This is a genomic window from Candidatus Accumulibacter sp. ACC005, assembly GCF_907163215.1.
Lineage (GTDB): Bacteria > Pseudomonadota > Gammaproteobacteria > Burkholderiales > Rhodocyclaceae > Accumulibacter > Accumulibacter regalis.
On the sequence record NZ_CAJQUB010000015.1, the window covers coordinates 196,078 to 215,121 of the forward strand.

The following is a 19,044-nucleotide window of genomic DNA, read 5'->3' on the forward strand; positions in this document are numbered from 1 at the left end:
AGGAAGGTCGTATCGATGGTCAGCAATCTCTCGATAAGCATTGGCGTTCTGACCAGTGGCGGCGATGCTCAGGGCATGAACGCCGCGGTCCGCGCCGTAGTCCGCTCGGCGCTGAACCTGGGTGTCGCCGTGCACGCCATTTTTGAGGGCTATCAGGGGATGGTGGATGGCGGCGATCGCATTCGCTCGCTGTCTTGGGACGATGTCGGGAGCATTCTCCACCGCGGCGGAACGATCATCGGGACGGCCCGCTGTCCCGTTTTTCGCGAGCGCGAAGGCCGCCTTGCCGCGGCCAGAAACCTGCTCCGGCACGGGATCGACCGGTTGGTGGTGATTGGCGGCGATGGCAGCCTGACCGGCGCCAACCTGTTTCGGCAGGAGTGGGCAAGTCTCGTGGCAGAACTTGTCGAGCGCGGCGATATCGACGAGCTGACCGCGCAGAGGCACTCGGCGCTGATGATTACCGGGTTGGTGGGGTCGATTGACAACGACATGGTTGGTACCGACATGACCATAGGTGCCGATAGCGCTCTACACCGGATCGTCGAGGCCATCGACGCCATTACCAGCACTGCCGCCAGCCACCAGCGCACCTTTGTGGTCGAGGTCATGGGCCGCCATTGTGGCTACCTGGCGCTGATGAGCGCAATCGCCGGTGGTGCCGACTACGTGCTCATTCCGGAAAGCCCGCCGTCGGAAAACTGGGAGCAGGAGATGTGCGATCTGCTGCGCAACGGTAGGGCTGCCGGTCGCCGCGACAGCATAGTCGTTGTCGCGGAAGGCGCGTGCGACAACGCAGGCGGGCCGATCAGCAGCGACCGGGTGCGACAGGTGCTGCAAGACCGCCTTGGCGAGGACACGCGTGTGACTATCCTCGGGCACGTCCAGCGAGGCGGGACGCCAAGCGCCTTCGACCGCTGCATGAGCACTCTGGTTGGTCACGCGGCAGTGCAGGAGTTGTTGTCGGCCACCCCGACGAGTGAACCTCAGATGGTCGGCATGCGCTACAACCGGGTACGCCAGGCACCGTTGATGCAATGTGTCGAGCAAACTCACGCCGTGGCGCGCAAGATCGCCGAGCATGACTATGCCAAGGCGATGGAACTGCGCGGGAGCAGCTTCACCGAGATGTTTCAGACCTTCAAGGCGATGGCCGGTGCGCCGCCCAGCGTGATACCGCCGGCCCGCCCCCGTCGACTGGCCGTGTTGCATGGTGGCGGGCTTGCACCAGGCATGAATACCGCCGCTCGCGCCGCCGTTCGACTCGGACTGGACCGCGGCCACACGATGTTGGGGGTACGTGGCAGCTTCGAGGGACTCCTTGCCGGCCGCATCGAGGAGTTGAGCTGGGGCGACGTCGAGGGGTGGGCTGCCATGGGCGGCGCTGAACTCGGTACCACCCGGCAGGCGCCGACCGTCGAGCAGCTCTATACCGTCGCGCGAGCGCTCGAAACGTACCGCATCGACGGACTACTGATCATTGGTGGCTGGCTGGCCTACAGGGTTGCCCATAACCTCTATAGCGAACGCGAGCGCTATCCGGCATTCAAGATTCCGATCATTTGCCTGCCGGCGAGCATCGATAACAACCTGCCCGGCTCTGAGTTGAGCATCGGCGCCGATACCGCTCTCAACGCCATCGTCGAGGCGCTCGACCGCATCAAGCAGTCGGCCATAGCGGCGCGGCGGTGCTTCGTGGTCGAAGTCATGGGCCGCCACTGCGGCTATCTGGCGCTGATGAGCGGTCTTGCCAGTGGCGCCGAGCGCATCTACCTGCCCGAGGAAGGGGTCTCGTTGAAGGACCTGCAAGCCGATGTGGAACGGATGATCGAGGGTTTTCATGGCGGTCGGCGTTTCTATCTCACGATTCGCAACGAGCGCGCAAACGCGCAGTACACGACCGATTTCATGTGCCGGCTGTTCGAGGAGGAAGGTCACGGCCTGTTCGACGTGCGCCAGGCAATCCTGGGTCACGTCCAGCAGGGCGGCAACCCTTCGCCGTTTGACCGCGTGCTGGCAACCCGCCTGGCGGCGCACTGCATCGATTTCCTGACCCGCGAACTGGAGCGGGGTTCGGCTGCCGGTGCCTATATCGGCCTGGTCGAAGGCAAGGTCATGATCTCTCCGATCAACCGCATGCATGATGTGGTCGATCTGGAGCATCGGCGGCCGACGGAACAATGGTGGATGGACTTGCGGCCGGTCATGCTGGGCATGGCACGGCCAGCGGCGGACGCAGTTTAAACGGCGGCCGTCGATGGTGCTTGCGCGCTCCAGCCAGCGCCTGGCGTGGAGCTATCAGCGACGTTGCTGGCCGCGCAGGGTTGTTGTCGGCAGTCAGTCTAAGGCGCAGGGTGGCGATGGACGTTGATGGCATGGCGTGTGTCCAGAGCAACGCGTCGTGCCGCCTGCGCGAAGTCCTCACCGCTGCCGGCATAGAGGATGGCGCGTGAGGAATTGATCAGCAGGCCGTCGCCGTGTGCCGTACGGCCGGCGCGGACCGTTGCCTCGATGTCGCCGCCCTGCGCACCGATACCTGGAACAAGTAGCGGCATGTCGCCGCTCAGTTCGCGAACGCGGGCAATTTCGCCGGGGAAGGTGGCACCGACGACGAGTGCGCACTGACCGCCCTGGTTCCATTCCTGGCTGACCAGGCGGGCGACCCGCTCGTAGAGCTTTTCGCCACCGACGTCGAGGAACTGCAGGTCGCTGCCGCCGGGGTTCGAGGTTCGGCAGAGCAGGATAACGCCCTTGTCAGCGTAGGCCAGATAAGGTTCGATCGAGTCGCGCCCCATGTAGGGGTTGACGGTGAGCGCGTCGGCTTTGAAGCGTTCGAAGGCCTCTATGGCGTATTGCTCGGCGGTACTGCCGATGTCGCCGCGCTTGGCATCGAGGATCACCGGTGTCGTCGGGTGAGCGTCGTGGATGTGGGCGATCAGGGCCTGTAGCTGGTCTTCGGCACGCTGAGCGGCGAAATAGGCGATCTGCGGCTTGAACGAGCACACCAGGTCGGCGGTGGCGTCGACGATTGCTTTGCAGAAGTTAAAAATGGCGTCTGGCTGACCGCGCAAGTGGGCGGGGAAGCGCGCCGGGTCGGGGTCCAGGCCGACGCAGAGCAGGCTGTTGCGGTCGTGCCACGCAGCGTTGAGAGCGTGCATGAAGTTCATCGGATGATCATCACTCTTGGCAAAAAACTGCATTCTAACGGCCGTGACTCGGGCCGACGCAGGTGATCGCGCCTGCTGTTCGCCGAAAAAGGTAGACTCGGGGCTTTCGCGCGGGGAAGCCCTTTGAAGAAACTGGAGCACGACGAGTACCTTGCCATGCGAGCGGGCGCCGAAATCCTCGAGGCGGATGGCTTTGGTGACAAGGTCCTGCGCCTTGCCGACGGAACAATCCTCAAGCTCTTTCGCCGCAAGCGTCTGCTCTCTTCGGCAGCCTGGTCGCCCTATGCGCAACGCTTCGCCGACAACGCCGAGGCTCTTCACCAGCGCCACATAGCGGCGCCGGTGATCATCGCCGTCTGGCGAATTCCTTCGATTGCCCGCGACGGCGTGCACTACCACCCGCTGACCGGCAAGACGCTGCGTGAGATGCTGCGCGAGGGCTTAGACCCGGCTATCGAGCCAGGCTTGAAGCGGGCGTTCACGGACTTCGTCATTCGCTTGCACCAGGCCGGCGTCTATTTCCGCTCGCTGCATCTCGGCAACGTGGTCTACATGCCCGATCAGCAATTCGGGCTGATCGACATTTCTGATGCGCGTATCGGACGCCGTTCGCTGAGCAAGCAGTTGCGCGCGCGCAACCTTCGCCGCCTGCAGGAGATCGACGGGGAGCGAGACTGGGTCGATTTTTCTACGGTGATGAACGGCGCTTTACAAGCCCCGCCTCGAACCCTATAATGCGCGCTTCTTTCGAGGGGGTATAGCTCAGCTGGGAGAGCGCTTGCATGGCATGCAAGAGGTCCGCGGTTCGATCCCGCGTACCTCCACCAGCAAGTCGAGAGATTCCTGTTCCGGGTCCCCATCGTCTAGAGGCCTAGGACACTACCCTTTCACGGTAGGTACCGGGGTTCGAATCCCCGTGGGGACGCCAGCGCCACTGCGGTTCGTGCAGTGCGCCTGCACAAGATGCGCACTCCTTTTTTGCCGTGTGCGGGAAACCGCTGTGTGGTGGTCGTCGACCTGATCGTGACTGCCCTATCCAACGCTCGCGACCGCGGGCACTTCGACCTTGATTTGCGAATTTTCCGCCGAGCGCCGCATAGCCACGTCGCGTCAGTGCTTTCCGCGAGCGATGAGTGCTCCCGGACGATGTCGACATTCTTGCTAAATGCCGACAGTTGCAGTAATTTGGGGCGCTCACGTTGGGGGTGCCGCGCGGATCACGCTGTGGCTGAGAGAGTCCCTTCGAACCTGTACGGGTCATGCCGTCGTAGGGAAGCGGAGCGCACGGGGTTTTCAGGGTGCGCAGGGTGTTCTTCACTCCGTCTCTCTCGTCTGTCTGGCCCCTTGCACGCTGCACGCTTGCGTAGCGCTTTTGCCGTACCCCTCTGCAAGGAAACACCATGAACGCTAACGAGAAATTCATCGCTGCTGACGCTCACGTCGACCAGGCCGCCATCCAGCCGTTGCCGAATTCCCGCAAGATCTACGTTACCGGTAGCCGCGCCGATCTGCGCGTACCGATGCGCGAAATTTCTCAGGCCGATACCGACACCGCTTTTGGTGGCGAGAAGAACCCGCCAATTTACGTCTACGACTGCTCGGGACCGTACTCGGATCCGCAGGCGGCGATCGATATCCGCCAGGGCCTGCCGGCGCTGCGCGCGCAGTGGATTGCCGAGCGCGGTGATTGCGAGGCGCTCGGCGACCTGAGTTCCGATTTCGGGCGTGGGCGCGCCGCCGACCCGGCTCTCGACGAACTGCGTTTTCCCGGCCTGCAGCGCCGGCCGCTGCGTGCCAGGAACGGCGCCAACGTCAGTCAGATGCACTACGCCCGGCGCGGCCTCATCACTCCGGAAATGGAATACGTCGCCATCCGCGAGAACAACAACCGCCGCGCCTACGTCGAGCAACTGAAGGCTTCCGGGGCGCAGGGCGAACGCTTCGCAGAAATCCTTTGCCGCCAGCATGCGGGCAACAGTTTCGGGGCCAGCATTCCGGACGAGATCACGGCGGAGTTCGTACGCTCGGAGGTGGCTCGCGGGCGGGCGATCATTCCCTGCAACATCAATCACCCGGAAAGCGAGCCGATGATCATCGGTCGAAACTTCCTGACCAAGATAAACGCCAACATCGGCAACTCGGCGTTGGGTTCGAGCATTCAGGAAGAAGTCGAGAAGATGACCTGGTCGATCCGCTGGGGGGGCGACACGGTGATGGATCTGTCGACCGGCAAGAATATTCACGAAACGCGCGAGTGGATCATTCGCAACAGCCCGGTACCGATCGGCACGGTGCCGATCTACCAGGCGCTGGAGAAAGTCAACGGCAAGGCCGAAGAGCTGACCTGGGAAATCTTCCGCGACACCTTGATCGAGCAGGCCGAACAGGGCGTTGACTACTTCACCATTCACGCCGGCGTTCTGCTGCGCTACGTGCCACTGACTGCCAGCCGCCTGACCGGTATCGTCTCGCGCGGGGGTTCGATCATGGCCAAGTGGTGCCTCGCGCATCACCGTGAGAGTTTCCTGTACACGCACTTCGAAGAGATCTGCGCGATCATGAAGGCCTACGACGTCGCTTTCAGCCTCGGTGATGGCTTGCGCCCGGGGTCGATCTACGATGCCAACGACGCAGCGCAACTGGGCGAGCTCAAGACGCTGGGCGAACTCACCGATGTTGCCTGGAAGCACGACGTGCAGGTGATGATCGAGGGTCCGGGCCATGTGCCGATGCACATGATCAAGGAGAACATGGATCTGCAACTCGAGCAGTGCAAGGAAGCGCCGTTCTACACGCTTGGCCCTCTGACCACCGATATCGCGCCCGGCTACGACCACATTACCAGCGGCATCGGTGCGGCGATGATCGGCTGGTTCGGCACCGCCATGCTCTGCTACGTGACGCCCAAGGAACACCTCGGCTTGCCGGACAAGGACGATGTCAAGGTGGGAATCATCACCTACAAACTGGCGGCGCACGCTGCCGACCTGGCGAAAGGTCATCCCGGCGCACAGATTCGCGACAATGCGCTATCGAAGGCACGTTTCGAGTTTCGTTGGGAGGATCAGTTCAACCTCGGCCTCGACCCCGACAAGGCGCGCGAGTTTCACGACGAAACACTGCCCAAGGAGTCGGCCAAGGTCGCGCACTTCTGCTCAATGTGCGGTCCGCACTTCTGTTCGATGAAGATCACCCAGGAAGTCAGGGAGTACGCCGCAGCGCAGGGAGTCAGCGAGGCGCAGGCGCTGAGCAAGGGGATGGAGGCGAAGGCGATCGAGTTCGTCAAGGCTGGCGCCGAGGTGTATCGGAAGGTCTGAGTGCGGGGGAATGACGCCGGACACCCTGCGTCTGAGCTTGTGCTCGCCTCGCTCGCTGGGCGGTTACGGCGCGCCTGCCGCGCTTCATCGAGCACCGCCAGCACCGAGCGTGGTTCGGCAGGGCGACGACGCCACTGATGATGTGATGATCGCCATCAAGGCCACGAGCCAAGGCGGCGATCGACGATGCGGCGGCAGAAGCGAGCCGCGGGCCCCCTAGAAATCCTTGGCCGCTTCCCAGAGAATGTAGCCGTCCTCCTTGCGCGTCCACTCCAGGAGTTCGATCAGCGGGAAGGCGCGCTGAGCCAATCCGATTGGCGGACCGTCGGCCCTTCGATCGTCGTTGCTGTCGTCATCTTGGGCGGGGGTACCGGCTTGAGGGGGAAGGGTGCCGTTGCTACCGCCGCCAGCAACGGCGCGCCGCAGGCGTTCGATGGCTTCGGGCAACTGCTCGCTGGTAATCACGCCGCGCGCGGTGCAGTCCTTGTGCAGGATTTCGAGCAACTGGCGGGCGGCCGGAGCGAACATCATGATCTGCCCGGAGGTGCTCGAGTTGAATTTGACCAGCATGCTCGGCTTCCCTTCAGATTGGGTTCAATGCCTTCCATTGTCCTCGTTGCGGCGGGGAAGAACAATAGCCGGCGATGGGACGGAGCGCGGGGTCGTGTACACTGCGGACATGAGTACAATTCTTACGTCACGGAAAGCTCGCGGCCTACGCCGCACCTTGGCTTGCTGCGCCACTCTTGAGCGGTTTCGATGATCGAACTGGAGCGTCTGCTGCGCTCGCAGGGCTTTGGCAGCCGGGCTGACTGCCGCGCACTGATTCGCTCGGGGAGCGTCAGCGTTGCCGGGCAGCCCTGCGCTGATCCCTTTGCCCGCTTCGAGGCGGAGGGCCTGCGCTTTGCGGTAGACGGAGTTGCCTGGCTTTATCGGCGTTTCGCGTATCTGGCGCTGCACAAACCAGCAGGCCATGAATGCTCGCAGCGACCCTTACACCACCCCAGCGTCTACTCGCTGCTTCCCGATCCTCTCATCAAGCGCGGCGTGCAAGCGGTCGGTCGGCTCGACGAGGACACGACCGGGTTGCTGGTATTGACTGACGACGGTCAGTTCATTCACCGCTTGAGTTCACCAAAAAAGGCGGTGCCCAAGGTCTATGAGGTGACAACGCGGCATGTGGTCGACGCGTCACAGGTGGGTGCGCTGCTGAGTGGCGTGGTGCTGCACGACGACCCCGAGCCGGTTGCCGCGTTGGACTGCACTCTTCTCGGCGAGCGCTGCCTGCGCTTGACGGTGACGCAGGGTCGCTATCATCTGGTCAAGCGCATGCTTGCTGCGGCCGGCAATCGGGTCGAGGCATTGCATCGGACGAGCATCGGCGGTTTCAGCTTGCCGGCGTCGCTCGAGGTTGGGCGGTGGATGTGGCTGGAAGCGGCGGAGCTGGCACTGCTGGCGGCCGACAAGGGTGGCTCTTTCTGAAACGGGAGGATCGGCAGTGACCTTGACCGAGTTGCGCTACATCGCGACGCTGGCCCTCGAGAAGCACTTCGGTCGGGCCGCGGAGAAATGCCACGTCAGCCAGCCGACCTTGTCGGTGGCCTTGAAGAAATTCGAGCAGCGCTACGGAGTGATTCTCTTCGAGCGGTCTTCGGCTGAAGTGCGGCTGACGATGCTCGGCGAACAGATTGCCGCTCAGGCGGAGCGGGTCTTGGACGAGGCGAGCAGGCTGAAGGAACTCGTCGAACAGGGCAAGGACCCCTTGCTTGGACCGTTGCGCCTGGGGGTCATCTACACCATCGCGCCATACCTGTTGCCCCGCCTGATTCCGGCTTTGCACTTGCGTGCGCCGCGGATGCCGCTCTTCCTGCATGAGAATTTCACAGTAAACCTGAGCGCGCAGTTGCGTCGCGGCGAACTTGACGCGATCGTCGTCGCCTTACCATTTGCGGAAGCAGGGATCGTTTCACGGGTGGTTTACGAGGAGCCTTTTTGCATGGTCTTGCCGAGCGGGCATGGGCTGACGCAGCAAACCCTGATCGACCCCAATGAGGTGGCGTCCGAGAACCTGCTCCTGCTCGGCAACGGTAATTGTTTTCGCGATCAGGTGGTCCAGGCGTGCCCACAGCTTTCCGGCCCAGGCGGTACCGACGGGGCGAGCGAGGGAAGCTCGCTCGAAACGGTGCGCTACATGGTGGCCAGTGGCGCCGGAATCTCTGTGGTGCCGGCCTCCGCGGCGGCGGCGTGGCCGCGTGATGACCTGTTGCTGGAGTTCCGCAATTTCAGCGAGCCGGCACCGCTTCGCCAGGTGGTGATCGCCTGGCGGGCGACCTTCCCGCGGCCGCAGGCGATCGACGTCTTGCGTGCGGCGATCCTGGACGCACCGCCGCCCGGAGTGATTGTCCGCGATTAGTGTCCGGTGAACGGCTTTTCGGCCGGGCGATTCCGGGGCTGCGGCCCGCCGCGCCGCTGTTTCACGTGAAACAGCGGCGCAACACGGCAGCAAGGCTGCCTTGTTGCGGGTGTGCTCCTAGTCGGCCACCTTCTTGCGTGCGCTGGCGCTGGTTGTTTCGCTGCCTTCCGGCGTGTTGTTGTCAGTCTTCGCGGTGGCCACTCGGGGCTTCCTGGTCGTTGCCTTGGGTTCCCGTTTCTCGAACTCGAAGCCGACTTTTCCATCGCCGCCGCGGACCAGATACGCGGAGAACTTCCGCCGGGTGCGTGCCGAGACGAAGCCGCGCAGGAGGTCGGTCCGCCCGCTGCTCAGCAGCTTTTGCATCTGTTCGGGTTCGATCTGCTGCTGGAGAATGATCGTTCCCGATCGGAAGTCGCAACTCTTGTTCGGTCCCTGCGATTTCTCGCAAACGTAGGCCATGCCGTGCGCGAATACTCGTGCGCCGCACTTCGGGCAGGCGCCCTGGGCTTCGCTTTGCGAGAAGTCGACTTCTTCGGCGGCGTCCCCAGCGCTTCCCTGGCCGAAGTCGAACTCAGGGGCGTTGTCGGCGTTAAGTTTGATGATCGCGTTGAAAGGGCGTCCCATCTTGTTGCGGAAGCCGGTCAAGGGGCCGATCCTGCGTTCGGTGAGCAGCTCCTCGATCTCGCTACCTTCGAACTGGCGGCCGGCGACGATCTTCCAGAGTGCGAAGTCACAGGCCTGGCACTGAAACTTCTTGTAGGTTTCCTTGATCAGACCGCCGCACTTGGGGCAAGGGGTCGTCAGTTCGCCGAAGTCGCCGGGGATGGTGTCGCTATCGTAGCTCTTGGCGCGAGCAACGATGCGCTCGGTCATTGCCGCGATCTCGCCCATGAATTCCTTGCGCGACATCTCGCCGCTTTCCATGCGCGCCAGCTTCCATTCCCATGCCCCGGTGAGCTCCGGCGCCGTCAGCTCGGGAATGCCGAGGCCGTTGAGCAGCGTCATCAGCGAGAAAGCCTTGGCCGTCGGCTGCAGTTCGCGGCCGTCGCGGTGAAGATACTGTTCGGCGATCAGGTTCTCGATGATTTGCGCGCGTGTCGCTGGCGTCCCGAGGCCGCGTCCGGCCATCGCCGCGCGCAGTTCCTCGTCGTCCATCGACTTGCCCGCGCCTTCCATGGCCGTCAACAGAGTGGCCTCCGAGTAGCGCGGCGGCGGCTTGGTTTCGTGTGCGTTGAGGAGAACCTCTTCGCCATGAACGATTTCGTCGGGCTGCACGGCGACGAGATTGCCTTCGCTGCCTTCCTGCGCGTCGCGGCCATAGACCGCGAGCCAGCCGGGATTGACCAGGACCTTGCCTTCGGTCTTGAATGGCTCTTCCTCGACGCGCGTGATGCGCGTCGTGATCAACGATTCGGCGGCGGGATAGAAAACGGCGAGGAAACGCTTGACGACCATGTCGTAGAGCTTCATCTCCGGTTCGGAGAGGTGTCTTGGTGCCTGCAGCGTCGGGATGATCGCGAAGTGATCGGAGATCTTGGCGTTGTTGAAAATGCGCTTGTTCGCGACGACCCACTGGCGAGCCAGGATGTTCGATGCGAAAGGCGCGTAGCGGGCCAGGGTGGCTTCGTCGCTCCCTTTCGTGACCCCCTCGCCGGTGAGCATCGATAGCGTCGCCCGGACCGTTTCACGGTAGTCCTCGGGCAGCGCACGGGCGTCGGTCCGTGGGTAGGTCAATACCTTGTGCTTTTCGTAGAGCGCCTGCGCCAGTCCGAGCGTCGCTTTCGCCGAAAAGCCGAAACGGCCGTTGGCTTCGCGTTGCAGGCTGGTCAGGTCGTAGAGCAGCGGCGACAGCTGCGTCGAGGCCTTGGACTCTTCGCTGACTTCGCCGTCCCGGCCGGTGCACTTCTTCTGCAGTGCGATGGCGCGCGCTTCGTCCCACAGGCGGTCGGCACGCGCATGTTCGTCGTTGTCCTTGCCCTTGTAGTTCTCGTCGAACCACTTGCCCCGGTAGTTGCCGGCGGCACAAACGAAGAGCGCCTCGACTTCCCAGTAGGCGCGCGGCTTGAACTTGCGAATGCGGTCTTCACGGTCGACCATCAGCGCCAGAGTCGGTGTCTGGACGCGGCCGACGGTCGTCAGGTGGAAGCCGCCGGTCTTGGAGTTAAAGGCGGTCATCGCGCGCGTGCCATTGATGCCGACCAACCAGTCCGATTCCGAGCGGCAGACGGCCGCATCGGCCAGACCGCGCATTTCGGCGCCGCTGCGCAGGCGGGCGAAGCCGTCGCGGATAGCCTGTTGGGTCATCGACTGCAGCCACAAACGTTCCACCGGCTTGCTGGTCTTGGCGTGCTGGACGATGTAGTTGAAGATCAGCTCGCCTTCGCGCCCGGCGTCGCAGGCGTTGACCAGACCGTCGACATCCTTGCGTTTGATCAGGCGGACCAGCAGCTTTAGGCGCGCCTCTGTTTTCTGAATCGGCTGCAACGCGAAGTGCGGCGGGATCACCGGCAAATGGGCGAAAGACCACTTGCCGCGCTTGACCTCGTACTCCTCGGGGCAGGCCAGTTCGAGCAGATGCCCGACGGCCGAGGAGAGCACGTAGTCGTCACTCTCGAAATAGTCCTCGTGTCGAACAAAGCCACCGAGGGCGCGTGCGAGGTCAGCGGCGACGGAGGGTTTCTCGGTGATGATCAGTTTCTTGCTCATGGGGTCTTCATCAGTCCGGGAAAGTGGCCAAAATGCGGCTGGCCGGATGGCCCAACACTACAGGGTTCGGCGGGCCATGATAAGAGCACTCTACCGCCCTTGGCAAGCAAGGCGGGCGGCAGTGCTGTTCGCGAGAGGGTCGCCGAAACCGCTGCCTGCCCTGCCGTCGCCGGAGCGGTAGCAGCGTCCTGGTAGCGAAGGCGCGCGGTGCTCAGTGCAGCAGTCTGTGCTCACCGTCGTCGAGAAGTTCCTCGACGATCAGGGGCTCTAGCGCCTGCTCACGACTCCAGAGGATCATCAAGACGATGATCTTGAACTTGCCCAGAGGGACCGGGTCGTCGTCGAGGAGCATCGCGCCCTCGACGACCAGTTCGCGCAAGGCGGGCGCCAACATTTCCGCCGCTTCGAGGAAAGCGATGAAAGCGAGGCAGTCCGGGCCAAGTTTGCGTTGCTCCTCTGACAGGTAGACGCGTAGCGCGCGCTGGTCGCGTGGCCGCTCAATGAGTGGCGTCGTTTTCAAGCCGTCCAGCCAGCCCAGGGCGACGGTGATCGCCTCGTCTTCGAAACCGACGGCGCTCAAGCGGCGCTTCAGCATCTTGGTCTTTGGGCGGGCGCTGAAGTCGTGATAGTTCTCGAAAAGGTAGACCAGAATGTCGATCATCAGAAAAGGCTCTCAGGCTTGGCAAATGCGTTGGTAGCGGCCGCCTGGCAGAGTGGCGACCTGACCATCCAGTTCCAAGTGGAGGAGCATCACCGAAACGACGTCAGCCGTCAAGCCGCTGCGTTCGACCAGCTCGTCGAGGCTGCAAGGATCGAATCCCATGCTTGGCAGCAGGCCGCTGCCTTGCGGCGCAGGGTCGTCAGGGCTCGTGGAGGTCGTCGCCGTCAGCAGTGGCCAGGTGAGCTCGTCGAGGACGTCCTGAACGGTTTCTACCAGTTTGGCACCTTCTCTGATCAGCTTGTGGCAGCCGCGCGAATGTGGCGAGTGAATCGATCCCGGAATGGCGAATACCTCGCGTCCCTGTTCGGCCGCAAGGCGTGCGGTGATCAGCGAACCGCTGTCGACGGTCGCTTCGATGACCAGTGCGCCGCGCGAGAAGCCCGAGATCAGACGGTTACGGCGCGGGAAGTTGGCGGCGGCGGGTGGCGCGCCGAGTGGAAACTCGGAAACGACTGTGCCTCGGGCGGCGATCTCGAGAGCCAGTTGCTGGTTGGCGGCAGGGTAGAGGCGGTCGATCCCGGTGCCGATGAAAGCCACCGTGCTTGCCGCCGCGCGCAGCGCGCCGCGATGCGCAGCTGCGTCGATACCCAGGGCGAGGCCGCTGGCGATCGTCAGTCCGGCTTCAGCCAGGGCGGCGGCGAAGCGCTCGGCGTTGTTGATCCCTTGTGGAGTGGGGTTGCGACTGCCCACGATGGCCAGCGCCGGTTGGTTGAGCAGATCGATGCGACCACGGACGTAGAGCAGTGTCGGTGGATCGGAAATCTGCAGCAGGGCTTGCGGATACTCGCGGTCGGCGAGGGTGAGCAGCTCGTGGTCAGGCGCCGCGGACCAGGCCAGGGCGCTTTCCACCCCTGCGCGATTGTCGGCAGCGAGGAGCAGGCTGGCCGCCTTGTCGCCGACAACGCCGGCAATGGCGGCGCGATCCGCTGCGAAGATGGCTTCTGGAAGCCCGAAAGCGTTGAGCAGCTTGCGCTGGGTCTTGCCGCCAATACCCGGAATCAGCGTCAGTCGCAACCAGGCGGCGAGCGACTCGCCGGTGTCCATTTCTAGGGTGTGCGGACGAAGTCGTTGATATCTACAGTGCCTTCGGACTGCACGACCAGGCCATAGGAAATTCGTTCGAAGGTGCGGAAGACGAAAAGCAGGCCAATGCGTGAAGGCGGAATGTCTACCACCGCCTTGTCACCCTGCTCGTCGCGTTCGTGAATCACGCGATTACGTTCGAGAGCCAGCACGTGTCCGATCTCGATGCCATCGCTGGTGCCACGGTTGATCGAGATGATCGAGCCGCGACCGGCTGCGTCGACGCCGCCATAGACGGAGATCACGCGGCCATCGACGGCGAAATCAGGCTTGTGCGGAACGTAGGCGATCAGCGGTGGCGGCGTCGCCGGCAGCAGGCGATCGCCAAAGCCGACTTCCTGCGTGGCCGAGCGCACCTCGAAGGTCGCCGGGTTGCCCGGTTGAAGCTGTTTCGCGGTGCCCAGGTAGAACGCTTCATAACCCAGGATGTCGTTGCTCTCCGGGTCACGCAAAGGCTTGCCGTTGCGGTAGATCTTCCAGTCGCGATGGGCAGGGTCGGCATTGGTCACGTAGGCCAGGTCGCCGTTGCCGAGAAAGACCCGATCGAGCTGCGTGGCGACGATGCGTGCAGCCGCGTCGAGCGCGTTCGCTTCGACGATCAGTGGATCGGAGAGGAAAGGTCTGATGACGTTTGGCGGAATCGCCGGTATCGCCTCTTCGTTCATTTCGGAATGAATCTGCGGCTCCAGCCGTGCACTCTGCAGACGCAGGAAGGCGTTGCCCTGCGCGTCACGATCAAGGACGATCACGTCACCGGGATAGATCAGGTGCGGATTCCTGACTTCCTGCCGGTTCATCCGCCAGATCTCCGGCCAGCGCCAGGGCTCCTTGAGGAAGGTCCCCGAAATTCCCCAGAGCGTGTCACCGGGTACGACCACATGTCGGGTGGGGGCGCTTTCGGCCAGCAGCGGGGCTTGCCCGGCGGCCAGGCACAGCGCGCTGACCGTGGCCAGAATGAACGCGGATATAATGCGGATCATCATGTTATCCTCGTACGAGCCTTCGTACATGGCGGTGTGGCGGGATGGCGGCGAGGCGGCGTAATGCTCCGGCTGCAGGGGTTGCCCAAGTTCGCTGTTGGCCGCGTCTATGGCCGAAGCCATCGTGCGCCCGACGCAACCGGCGTTGGAATACCCAAGACACTACATTAGATTCTGCACGTAGTTATTTCTTCGATCAAGCCTTTTATGTCTCTACTACCGATACTCCGCTTTCCCGATCCGCGTCTGAAGACGATGGCCGTGCGCGTCGAACGGATTGACGACAACCTTCGTCGCCTGGCGCGTGACATGGCCGAGACGATGTACGAAGCACCAGGAATCGGCCTTGCCGCGACGCAGGTGGATGTGCATAAGCAGCTCATCGTCATTGACGCCTCGGAAACCAGAGATCAGCTGCTTACCCTGATCAACCCGGAGATTCTCGAGCAGGACGGTTTGCAGGTCTGCGAGGAAGGTTGCCTGTCGGTGCCCGGGATCTACGACAAGGTTGCGCGTGCCGAACACGTCGTGGTCCGCTATCTCGACCTTGACGGCGCAGAGCAGACCATCGAGGCCGTGGGTTTGCTGGCCGTCTGCCTGCAGCATGAAATCGATCACCTACAGGGGCAGGTCTTTGTCGAGCACCTCTCGCAGCTCAAGCAGCTGCGGATCAGGAACAAGCTCGCCAAGCAGGCGAGAATTACCGCGTGAGGCTGATTTTCGCCGGTACGCCCGAGTTCGCGAGAGTCGCCCTGCAGTCCATCATCGCTGCCGGTCATGAGGTGCTTGCGGTCCTCACGCAGCCCGACCGCGCGTCGGGACGCGGCCTGGCGCTACGACCCTCGCCGGTCAAGCAGCTGGCTCTGGCGTCCGGGATCGAAGTCTTGCAGCCATCGACCTTGAAGGACCTCGCGGCACAGGAGCAGATACGCGCGCTTGGCGCCGAGGTCATGGTCGTCGCCGCCTATGGGCTGATTCTTCCGCAGGTCGTTCTGGACATGCCAGCTTCCGGCTGCATCAACATCCATGCGTCGCTGTTGCCGCGCTGGCGTGGCGCTGCGCCAGTGCAGCGGGCGATTCTCGCCGGCGACCAGGAGACCGGGGTGTGCATCATGCAGATGGATGCAGGACTGGACAGCGGCCCGATATTGCTTTCCGAGAGCCTGCCGATTGCTGCCGACGACACGGCGGCATCGCTTGGCGACCGACTTGCCCTACTCGGCGCAAGCTTGATCGTCGAGGCACTGGCCCGTCTGCCGCTGTCGCCGCAAGCGCAAGCAGGCGCTGGGGCCACCTACGCTGCCAAGATCGACAAAGCGGAAGCGACGCTCGACTGGCGTTTGCCGGCGCTGCAGCTGGCTCGCTGCGTCAGGGCTTTCAACCCTTTTCCCGGGGCCTCGTGCACCGTCGACGGCCATCTGCTCAAGGTCTGGCGCGCCGCCGTGGTCGCCGGTGATGGCGAGCCCGGCGAGATTCTGGTCGCCGACCGCAACTCGCTGGTCGTTGCCTGTGGCGCAGGCGCTCTGCGCCTGGACGAGCTGCAGAAGGCCGGCGGAAAACGTTTGCCAGCGACACAGTTTCTGGTCGGAACGCGGATCGCGGCGGGTTCCCGCTGCGCTTTGCCGGCAATCCACCAGGCGTGATGAGGGGCAAGCGCGGGACCGTCCTTGAAATCCTTGCCGTCCGGCATCATCTAAGTTGCCACACCATGGTGGTGTGCTGTTGTTCTCGCGGAGGTCACGGAAATGCTCGGTAACTGGGTAAAAACTTCGATCCTGATGGCGGCCATCGTGGCTCTTTTCGGGGCGATTGGGGCAATGGTCGGCGGCCAGACGGGGATGTTGCTGGCGCTGCTCTTTGGCGGGGCGATGAATTTCTTCGCCTACTGGTTCTCGGACAAGATGGTGCTCAAGATGTATAAGGCGCGCGAAGTCGACGAGGCATCGGCGCCGCAGTTCTACGGCATGGTTCGCGAGCTCGCACAGCGTGCCGAACTGCCGATGCCGAAGGTCTATCTGATCGACGAGGCGCAGCCGAACGCCTTTGCCACCGGCCGCAATCCGGAGAACGCGGCGGTCGCGGCGACGACCGGAATTCTGCAGTTGCTGTCGGCAAGGGAAGTCCGTGGCGTCATGGCGCATGAACTGGCGCACGTCCGGCATCGCGACATTCTGATTTCGACGATTTCGGCGACCATGGCCGGAGCGATTTCCGCACTCGCCAACTTCGCAATGTTCTTCGGCGGCCGTGATTCCGAAGGGCGGCCAGGAAACCCCTTGGCGGGCATCCTGGTCGCTCTGCTCGCGCCGCTGGCAGCATCGCTGATTCAAATGGCCATCTCGCGGGCGCGCGAGTTCGAGGCCGACCGCGGGGGTGCGGAGATCTCCGGTGACGCCAATGCGCTGGCCGATGCGCTGACGAAGATCGACGCTTATGCGCGGGGTATCCCGATGGTGCCTGCCGAGGCGCATCCCGAGACGGCGCAGATGATGATCATGAATCCGCTCTCGGGCGGCGGCATCAAGGGCCTCTTCAGTACGCACCCAGCAACCGAGGAACGCGTCGCGCGTCTGCGTGCTTTGGCGCGCGGTTGAGCGGCCGCGCCGCCTCGCCGCTCGGTTGTGCCCTGTTTTTCAAGCGTCGGTGTTTCACGTGGAACACTGCCGCCCCGCCCCCGAAAACACGCGCTGCAGCTGTCCGGCCAGACGATAACCGGCCTGGCCGAGACGCTGGCCGGTGATCTCCAGGGCCCGTGCCTGGAATTCGGCGCTGATCGTCAGCACGGCGTTGTCGCCACCGGGATACGCCGCCTGTCGCGCGAGCTGCCAGCTTTCCTCGAGCCATTGCGTGGCGTCGCCTCCCGCTTGCGCCGTGGGTGGGTAGAGGAGCGTCAGTACCTTGACCGTGCTCGCCAGGCGTTTTCCGCGTAGCCACGGCTTGCCGGGGAGCTCGTCCCAATAGCTGTGCAGATTGGTAGACGGATACTTCGGCTGCAAGGGGTTGAAAATCCGCTGCTCATTGCCGCCGCTGTCGTCGTCCCCGTGCGCTCGATTTCGGCTCGCCGCGTGTAGCGGCTGATGCGCATCAGCAACCAGATGGATCAGCCAGGGGAGTGCATAGGCCCGTTCGGCGGCGCTGCTTTCCGGGTCGCACAGGATCTTCGGCAGCGCAGCCAGTTGGCGGGCTAGCGCGCCCGGTGACGGGCGCGCCTTGTGCTCAGGGTGCAATGGACGATCGACATAGTGCCAGGCAAGTCGACGCTCCATGTCCGGAAAGCCGTGCAGCGTCGGCGTCGGCGGCGCATGTCCGGCGGTGTAGAAACGCCGATCCCGGCGGATGTCGTCGGGCCAGGTTGAGGCTTCGAGAAAAGCGGCGCGGTCCGCGTCTGCGTCTTTGCTACGTGTCTGCCAGCGCTCGTAGTCCGGATGCTGGCGCAGCACGGCCGCCACCGCAGCCTTCGTCCGCTCGTCGAGTCGTTCCCAGGCGATCAAGGCGCTGATCCGATGGCCGGCGGCGTTCCAGGCGAATGCCGGTGGCGCGACGAGCAACAGCAGCGGCAACAGCAAGCTGGGCAGAAAGGCGGGCAGAGCAGTCAGCCCACCCGGCCGGCGGCGCCACGCCGCGCCGGCGACCGGCTCAGCGGTCAAGGCCGAGATCCTGGTGCGAAGCCGGGTCCTCGCGAGGTTCGATATGGACGAACACGGAGGCGTGCGGCAGTTCCTGACGAAGCTCGCTTTCGAGGCCTTCGACCAGTTGATGAGCGCGCGCTACCGTCCACGCGCCGGGGACGAGGACGTGCAGCGAGATGAAGCTGCGCGCCCCCGCTTCCCGGCTGCGCAGGGCGTGGTAGTCGATTCCCTGGCTACGATAGCCTTCAAGGACGCGGAGAACCTGCGCCTGTTGTTCGCGTGGCAGACTGCCATCCATCAGTCCGTTGGCCGAGCGGCGCAGCAGTTGCCAGGCGGTCCACACGATGTTGCCGGCGACGAGCAGGGCGAGAATCGGGTCCAGCCATAGCCAACCGCTAAGCGCCACGGCGCCAACGCCGACGACGACCCCAAGCGAGGTCCACACGTCGGTCAGGAGATGACGGGCATCCGCTTCCAGGGTGATCGAGCGGTGCCGCCGTCCGGCGAGCAGCAGGACGCGCCCGACGATCAGATTGATCATCGCGGCGATTGCCGACACCGTGAGACCGACGCCAACGGCCTCGAGCGGCTGTGGGTTGAGCAGGCGTTCGCCGGCCGCAATGGCAATCGCGATAGCGGCGAAGAGGATCAGCAGTCCTTCGAAGCCGCTCGAGAAATACTCAGCCTTGCCGTGCCCGAAACGATGCCCCTCGTCCTCCGGCTGCTCGGCAATCGACAGCATGGCCAGTGCCATGCAGGCGCCGGCCAGATTGACCAGCGATTCGAGTGCATCGGAAAGCAGACCGACCGAGCCGGTGAGCAGCCAGGCGACAGCCTTGAGAGCGATGGTGGCCAGCGCCGCCGCAATCGAAAGCCAGACGTAAGGTTTCAGCGAGGGTGAGGACATGCGACCATTATCGCCCCCTACCGCCCCGGCCGCCATCGCCAGGCATCGTGCTAAACTCGGTGCTCCCTCCCGAGCAAAGTATTCTAGGCCTTGTCGACTTCGCCTCCATTCCCCTCTCCGT

The 19,044-nt window shown here is 63.6% G+C and carries 16 protein-coding genes, 2 tRNA genes and 1 riboswitch; of the genes, 10 read left to right on the forward strand and 8 right to left on the reverse strand.

Going from position 1 to position 19,044, the window contains the following annotated elements; genetic code table 11:
- Positions 1-15 precede the first annotated feature (15 nt).
- Complete coding sequence (locus QZ613_RS18760; RefSeq protein ID WP_043567709.1) at positions 16-2,244, forward strand: 6-phosphofructokinase; 2,229 nt, start codon at positions 16-18, stop codon at positions 2,242-2,244.
- A gap of 98 nt (positions 2,245-2,342) precedes the next feature.
- On the opposite strand, the gene pyrF is transcribed toward QZ613_RS18760, so the two are convergent.
- Positions 2,343-3,167: an orotidine-5'-phosphate decarboxylase gene (pyrF, locus tag QZ613_RS18765; RefSeq protein ID WP_043567771.1), complete on the reverse strand. Its 825-nt coding sequence runs from the start codon at positions 3,165-3,167 to the stop codon at positions 2,343-2,345.
- Positions 3,168-3,290: 123 nt separating this feature from the next.
- Here pyrF and QZ613_RS18770 point away from each other — a divergent pair, with 123 nt between their 5' ends.
- The 4 genes from QZ613_RS18770 to thiC all read left to right on the forward strand — a co-directional run bounded on the left by QZ613_RS18770 (position 3,291) and on the right by thiC (position 6,484).
- Complete coding sequence (locus tag QZ613_RS18770) at positions 3,291-3,902, forward strand: hypothetical protein (protein ID WP_043567712.1); 612 nt, start codon at positions 3,291-3,293, stop codon at positions 3,900-3,902.
- Between the two features lie 16 nt (positions 3,903-3,918).
- Positions 3,919-3,994, forward strand: a tRNA-Ala gene (locus QZ613_RS18775).
- Between the two features lie 25 nt (positions 3,995-4,019).
- Positions 4,020-4,095: transfer RNA gene (locus QZ613_RS18780), tRNA-Glu, on the forward strand.
- 263 nt (positions 4,096-4,358) lie between these two features.
- A riboswitch (TPP riboswitch) is annotated at positions 4,359-4,458 on the forward strand.
- Positions 4,459-4,567: 109 nt separating this feature from the next.
- Positions 4,568-6,484 (forward strand): phosphomethylpyrimidine synthase ThiC, encoded by a 1,917-nt coding sequence (gene thiC, locus QZ613_RS18785; RefSeq protein ID WP_291983558.1) that lies wholly within the window; start codon positions 4,568-4,570, stop codon positions 6,482-6,484.
- A 216-nt stretch (positions 6,485-6,700) separates the two neighbouring features.
- Here thiC and QZ613_RS18790 read toward each other — a convergent pair whose 3' ends face one another.
- Positions 6,701-7,054: a DUF1840 domain-containing protein gene (locus QZ613_RS18790; RefSeq protein ID WP_043567716.1), complete on the reverse strand. Its 354-nt coding sequence runs from the start codon at positions 7,052-7,054 to the stop codon at positions 6,701-6,703.
- A gap of 192 nt (positions 7,055-7,246) precedes the next feature.
- On the opposite strand from QZ613_RS18790, the gene QZ613_RS18795 reads away from it, so the two are divergent.
- Positions 7,247-7,966, forward strand: a complete 720-nt coding sequence (locus QZ613_RS18795) for a pseudouridine synthase (RefSeq protein ID WP_291983613.1) — start codon at positions 7,247-7,249, stop codon at positions 7,964-7,966.
- Between the two features lie 16 nt (positions 7,967-7,982).
- On the forward strand, positions 7,983-8,897 hold the full coding sequence (locus QZ613_RS18800) for a hydrogen peroxide-inducible genes activator (protein ID WP_043567721.1): 915 nt from the start codon (positions 7,983-7,985) through the stop codon (positions 8,895-8,897).
- Positions 8,898-9,014: 117 nt separating this feature from the next.
- On the opposite strand, the gene QZ613_RS18805 is transcribed toward QZ613_RS18800, so the two are convergent.
- The 4 genes from QZ613_RS18805 to QZ613_RS18820 form a co-directional block, all read right to left on the reverse strand.
- Complete coding sequence (locus QZ613_RS18805; protein WP_291983561.1) at positions 9,015-11,603, reverse strand: DNA topoisomerase III; 2,589 nt, start codon at positions 11,601-11,603, stop codon at positions 9,015-9,017.
- Between the two features lie 211 nt (positions 11,604-11,814).
- Positions 11,815-12,264 carry a DUF494 domain-containing protein gene (locus QZ613_RS18810; protein WP_043567724.1) on the reverse strand — a complete coding sequence of 150 codons (450 nt, stop codon included), beginning with the start codon at positions 12,262-12,264 and terminating at the stop codon, positions 11,815-11,817.
- Positions 12,265-12,276: 12 nt separating this feature from the next.
- The gene (dprA, locus tag QZ613_RS18815; protein WP_291866900.1) at positions 12,277-13,368 is read right to left on the reverse strand and encodes a DNA-processing protein DprA; all 1,092 of its coding nucleotides are present in this window, start codon (positions 13,366-13,368) and stop codon (positions 12,277-12,279) included.
- Positions 13,369-13,370: 2 nt separating this feature from the next.
- Positions 13,371-14,510, reverse strand: a complete 1,140-nt coding sequence (locus QZ613_RS18820) for a LysM peptidoglycan-binding domain-containing protein (protein ID WP_291983563.1) — start codon at positions 14,508-14,510, stop codon at positions 13,371-13,373.
- Positions 14,511-14,594: 84 nt separating this feature from the next.
- Here QZ613_RS18820 and def point away from each other — a divergent pair, with 84 nt between their 5' ends.
- The 3 genes from def (at position 14,595) to htpX (ending at position 16,981) form a co-directional block, all read left to right on the forward strand.
- A complete protein-coding gene (def, locus tag QZ613_RS18825) occupies positions 14,595-15,098 on the forward strand; it encodes a peptide deformylase (RefSeq protein ID WP_043567729.1) in 504 nt (167 codons plus the stop codon).
- Positions 15,095-16,030: a methionyl-tRNA formyltransferase gene (fmt, locus tag QZ613_RS18830; RefSeq protein WP_291983565.1), complete on the forward strand. Its 936-nt coding sequence runs from the start codon at positions 15,095-15,097 to the stop codon at positions 16,028-16,030. Before def ends, fmt begins: the two co-directional genes overlap by 4 nt.
- 102 nt (positions 16,031-16,132) lie before the next feature.
- Complete coding sequence (htpX, locus tag QZ613_RS18835; protein WP_291904124.1) at positions 16,133-16,981, forward strand: zinc metalloprotease HtpX; 849 nt, start codon at positions 16,133-16,135, stop codon at positions 16,979-16,981.
- A 54-nt stretch (positions 16,982-17,035) separates the two neighbouring features.
- Here htpX and QZ613_RS18840 read toward each other — a convergent pair whose 3' ends face one another.
- Together QZ613_RS18840 and QZ613_RS18845 are read right to left on the reverse strand one after the other, a co-directional pair.
- Entirely contained in the window at positions 17,036-18,034 is a 999-nt protein-coding gene (locus tag QZ613_RS18840) for a S1/P1 nuclease (RefSeq protein ID WP_291904126.1), read from the reverse strand.
- Complete coding sequence (locus QZ613_RS18845; RefSeq protein WP_043567737.1) at positions 18,024-18,923, reverse strand: cation diffusion facilitator family transporter; 900 nt, start codon at positions 18,921-18,923, stop codon at positions 18,024-18,026. Before QZ613_RS18845 ends, QZ613_RS18840 begins: the two co-directional genes overlap by 11 nt.
- Positions 18,924-19,044: the final 121 nt, after the last annotated feature.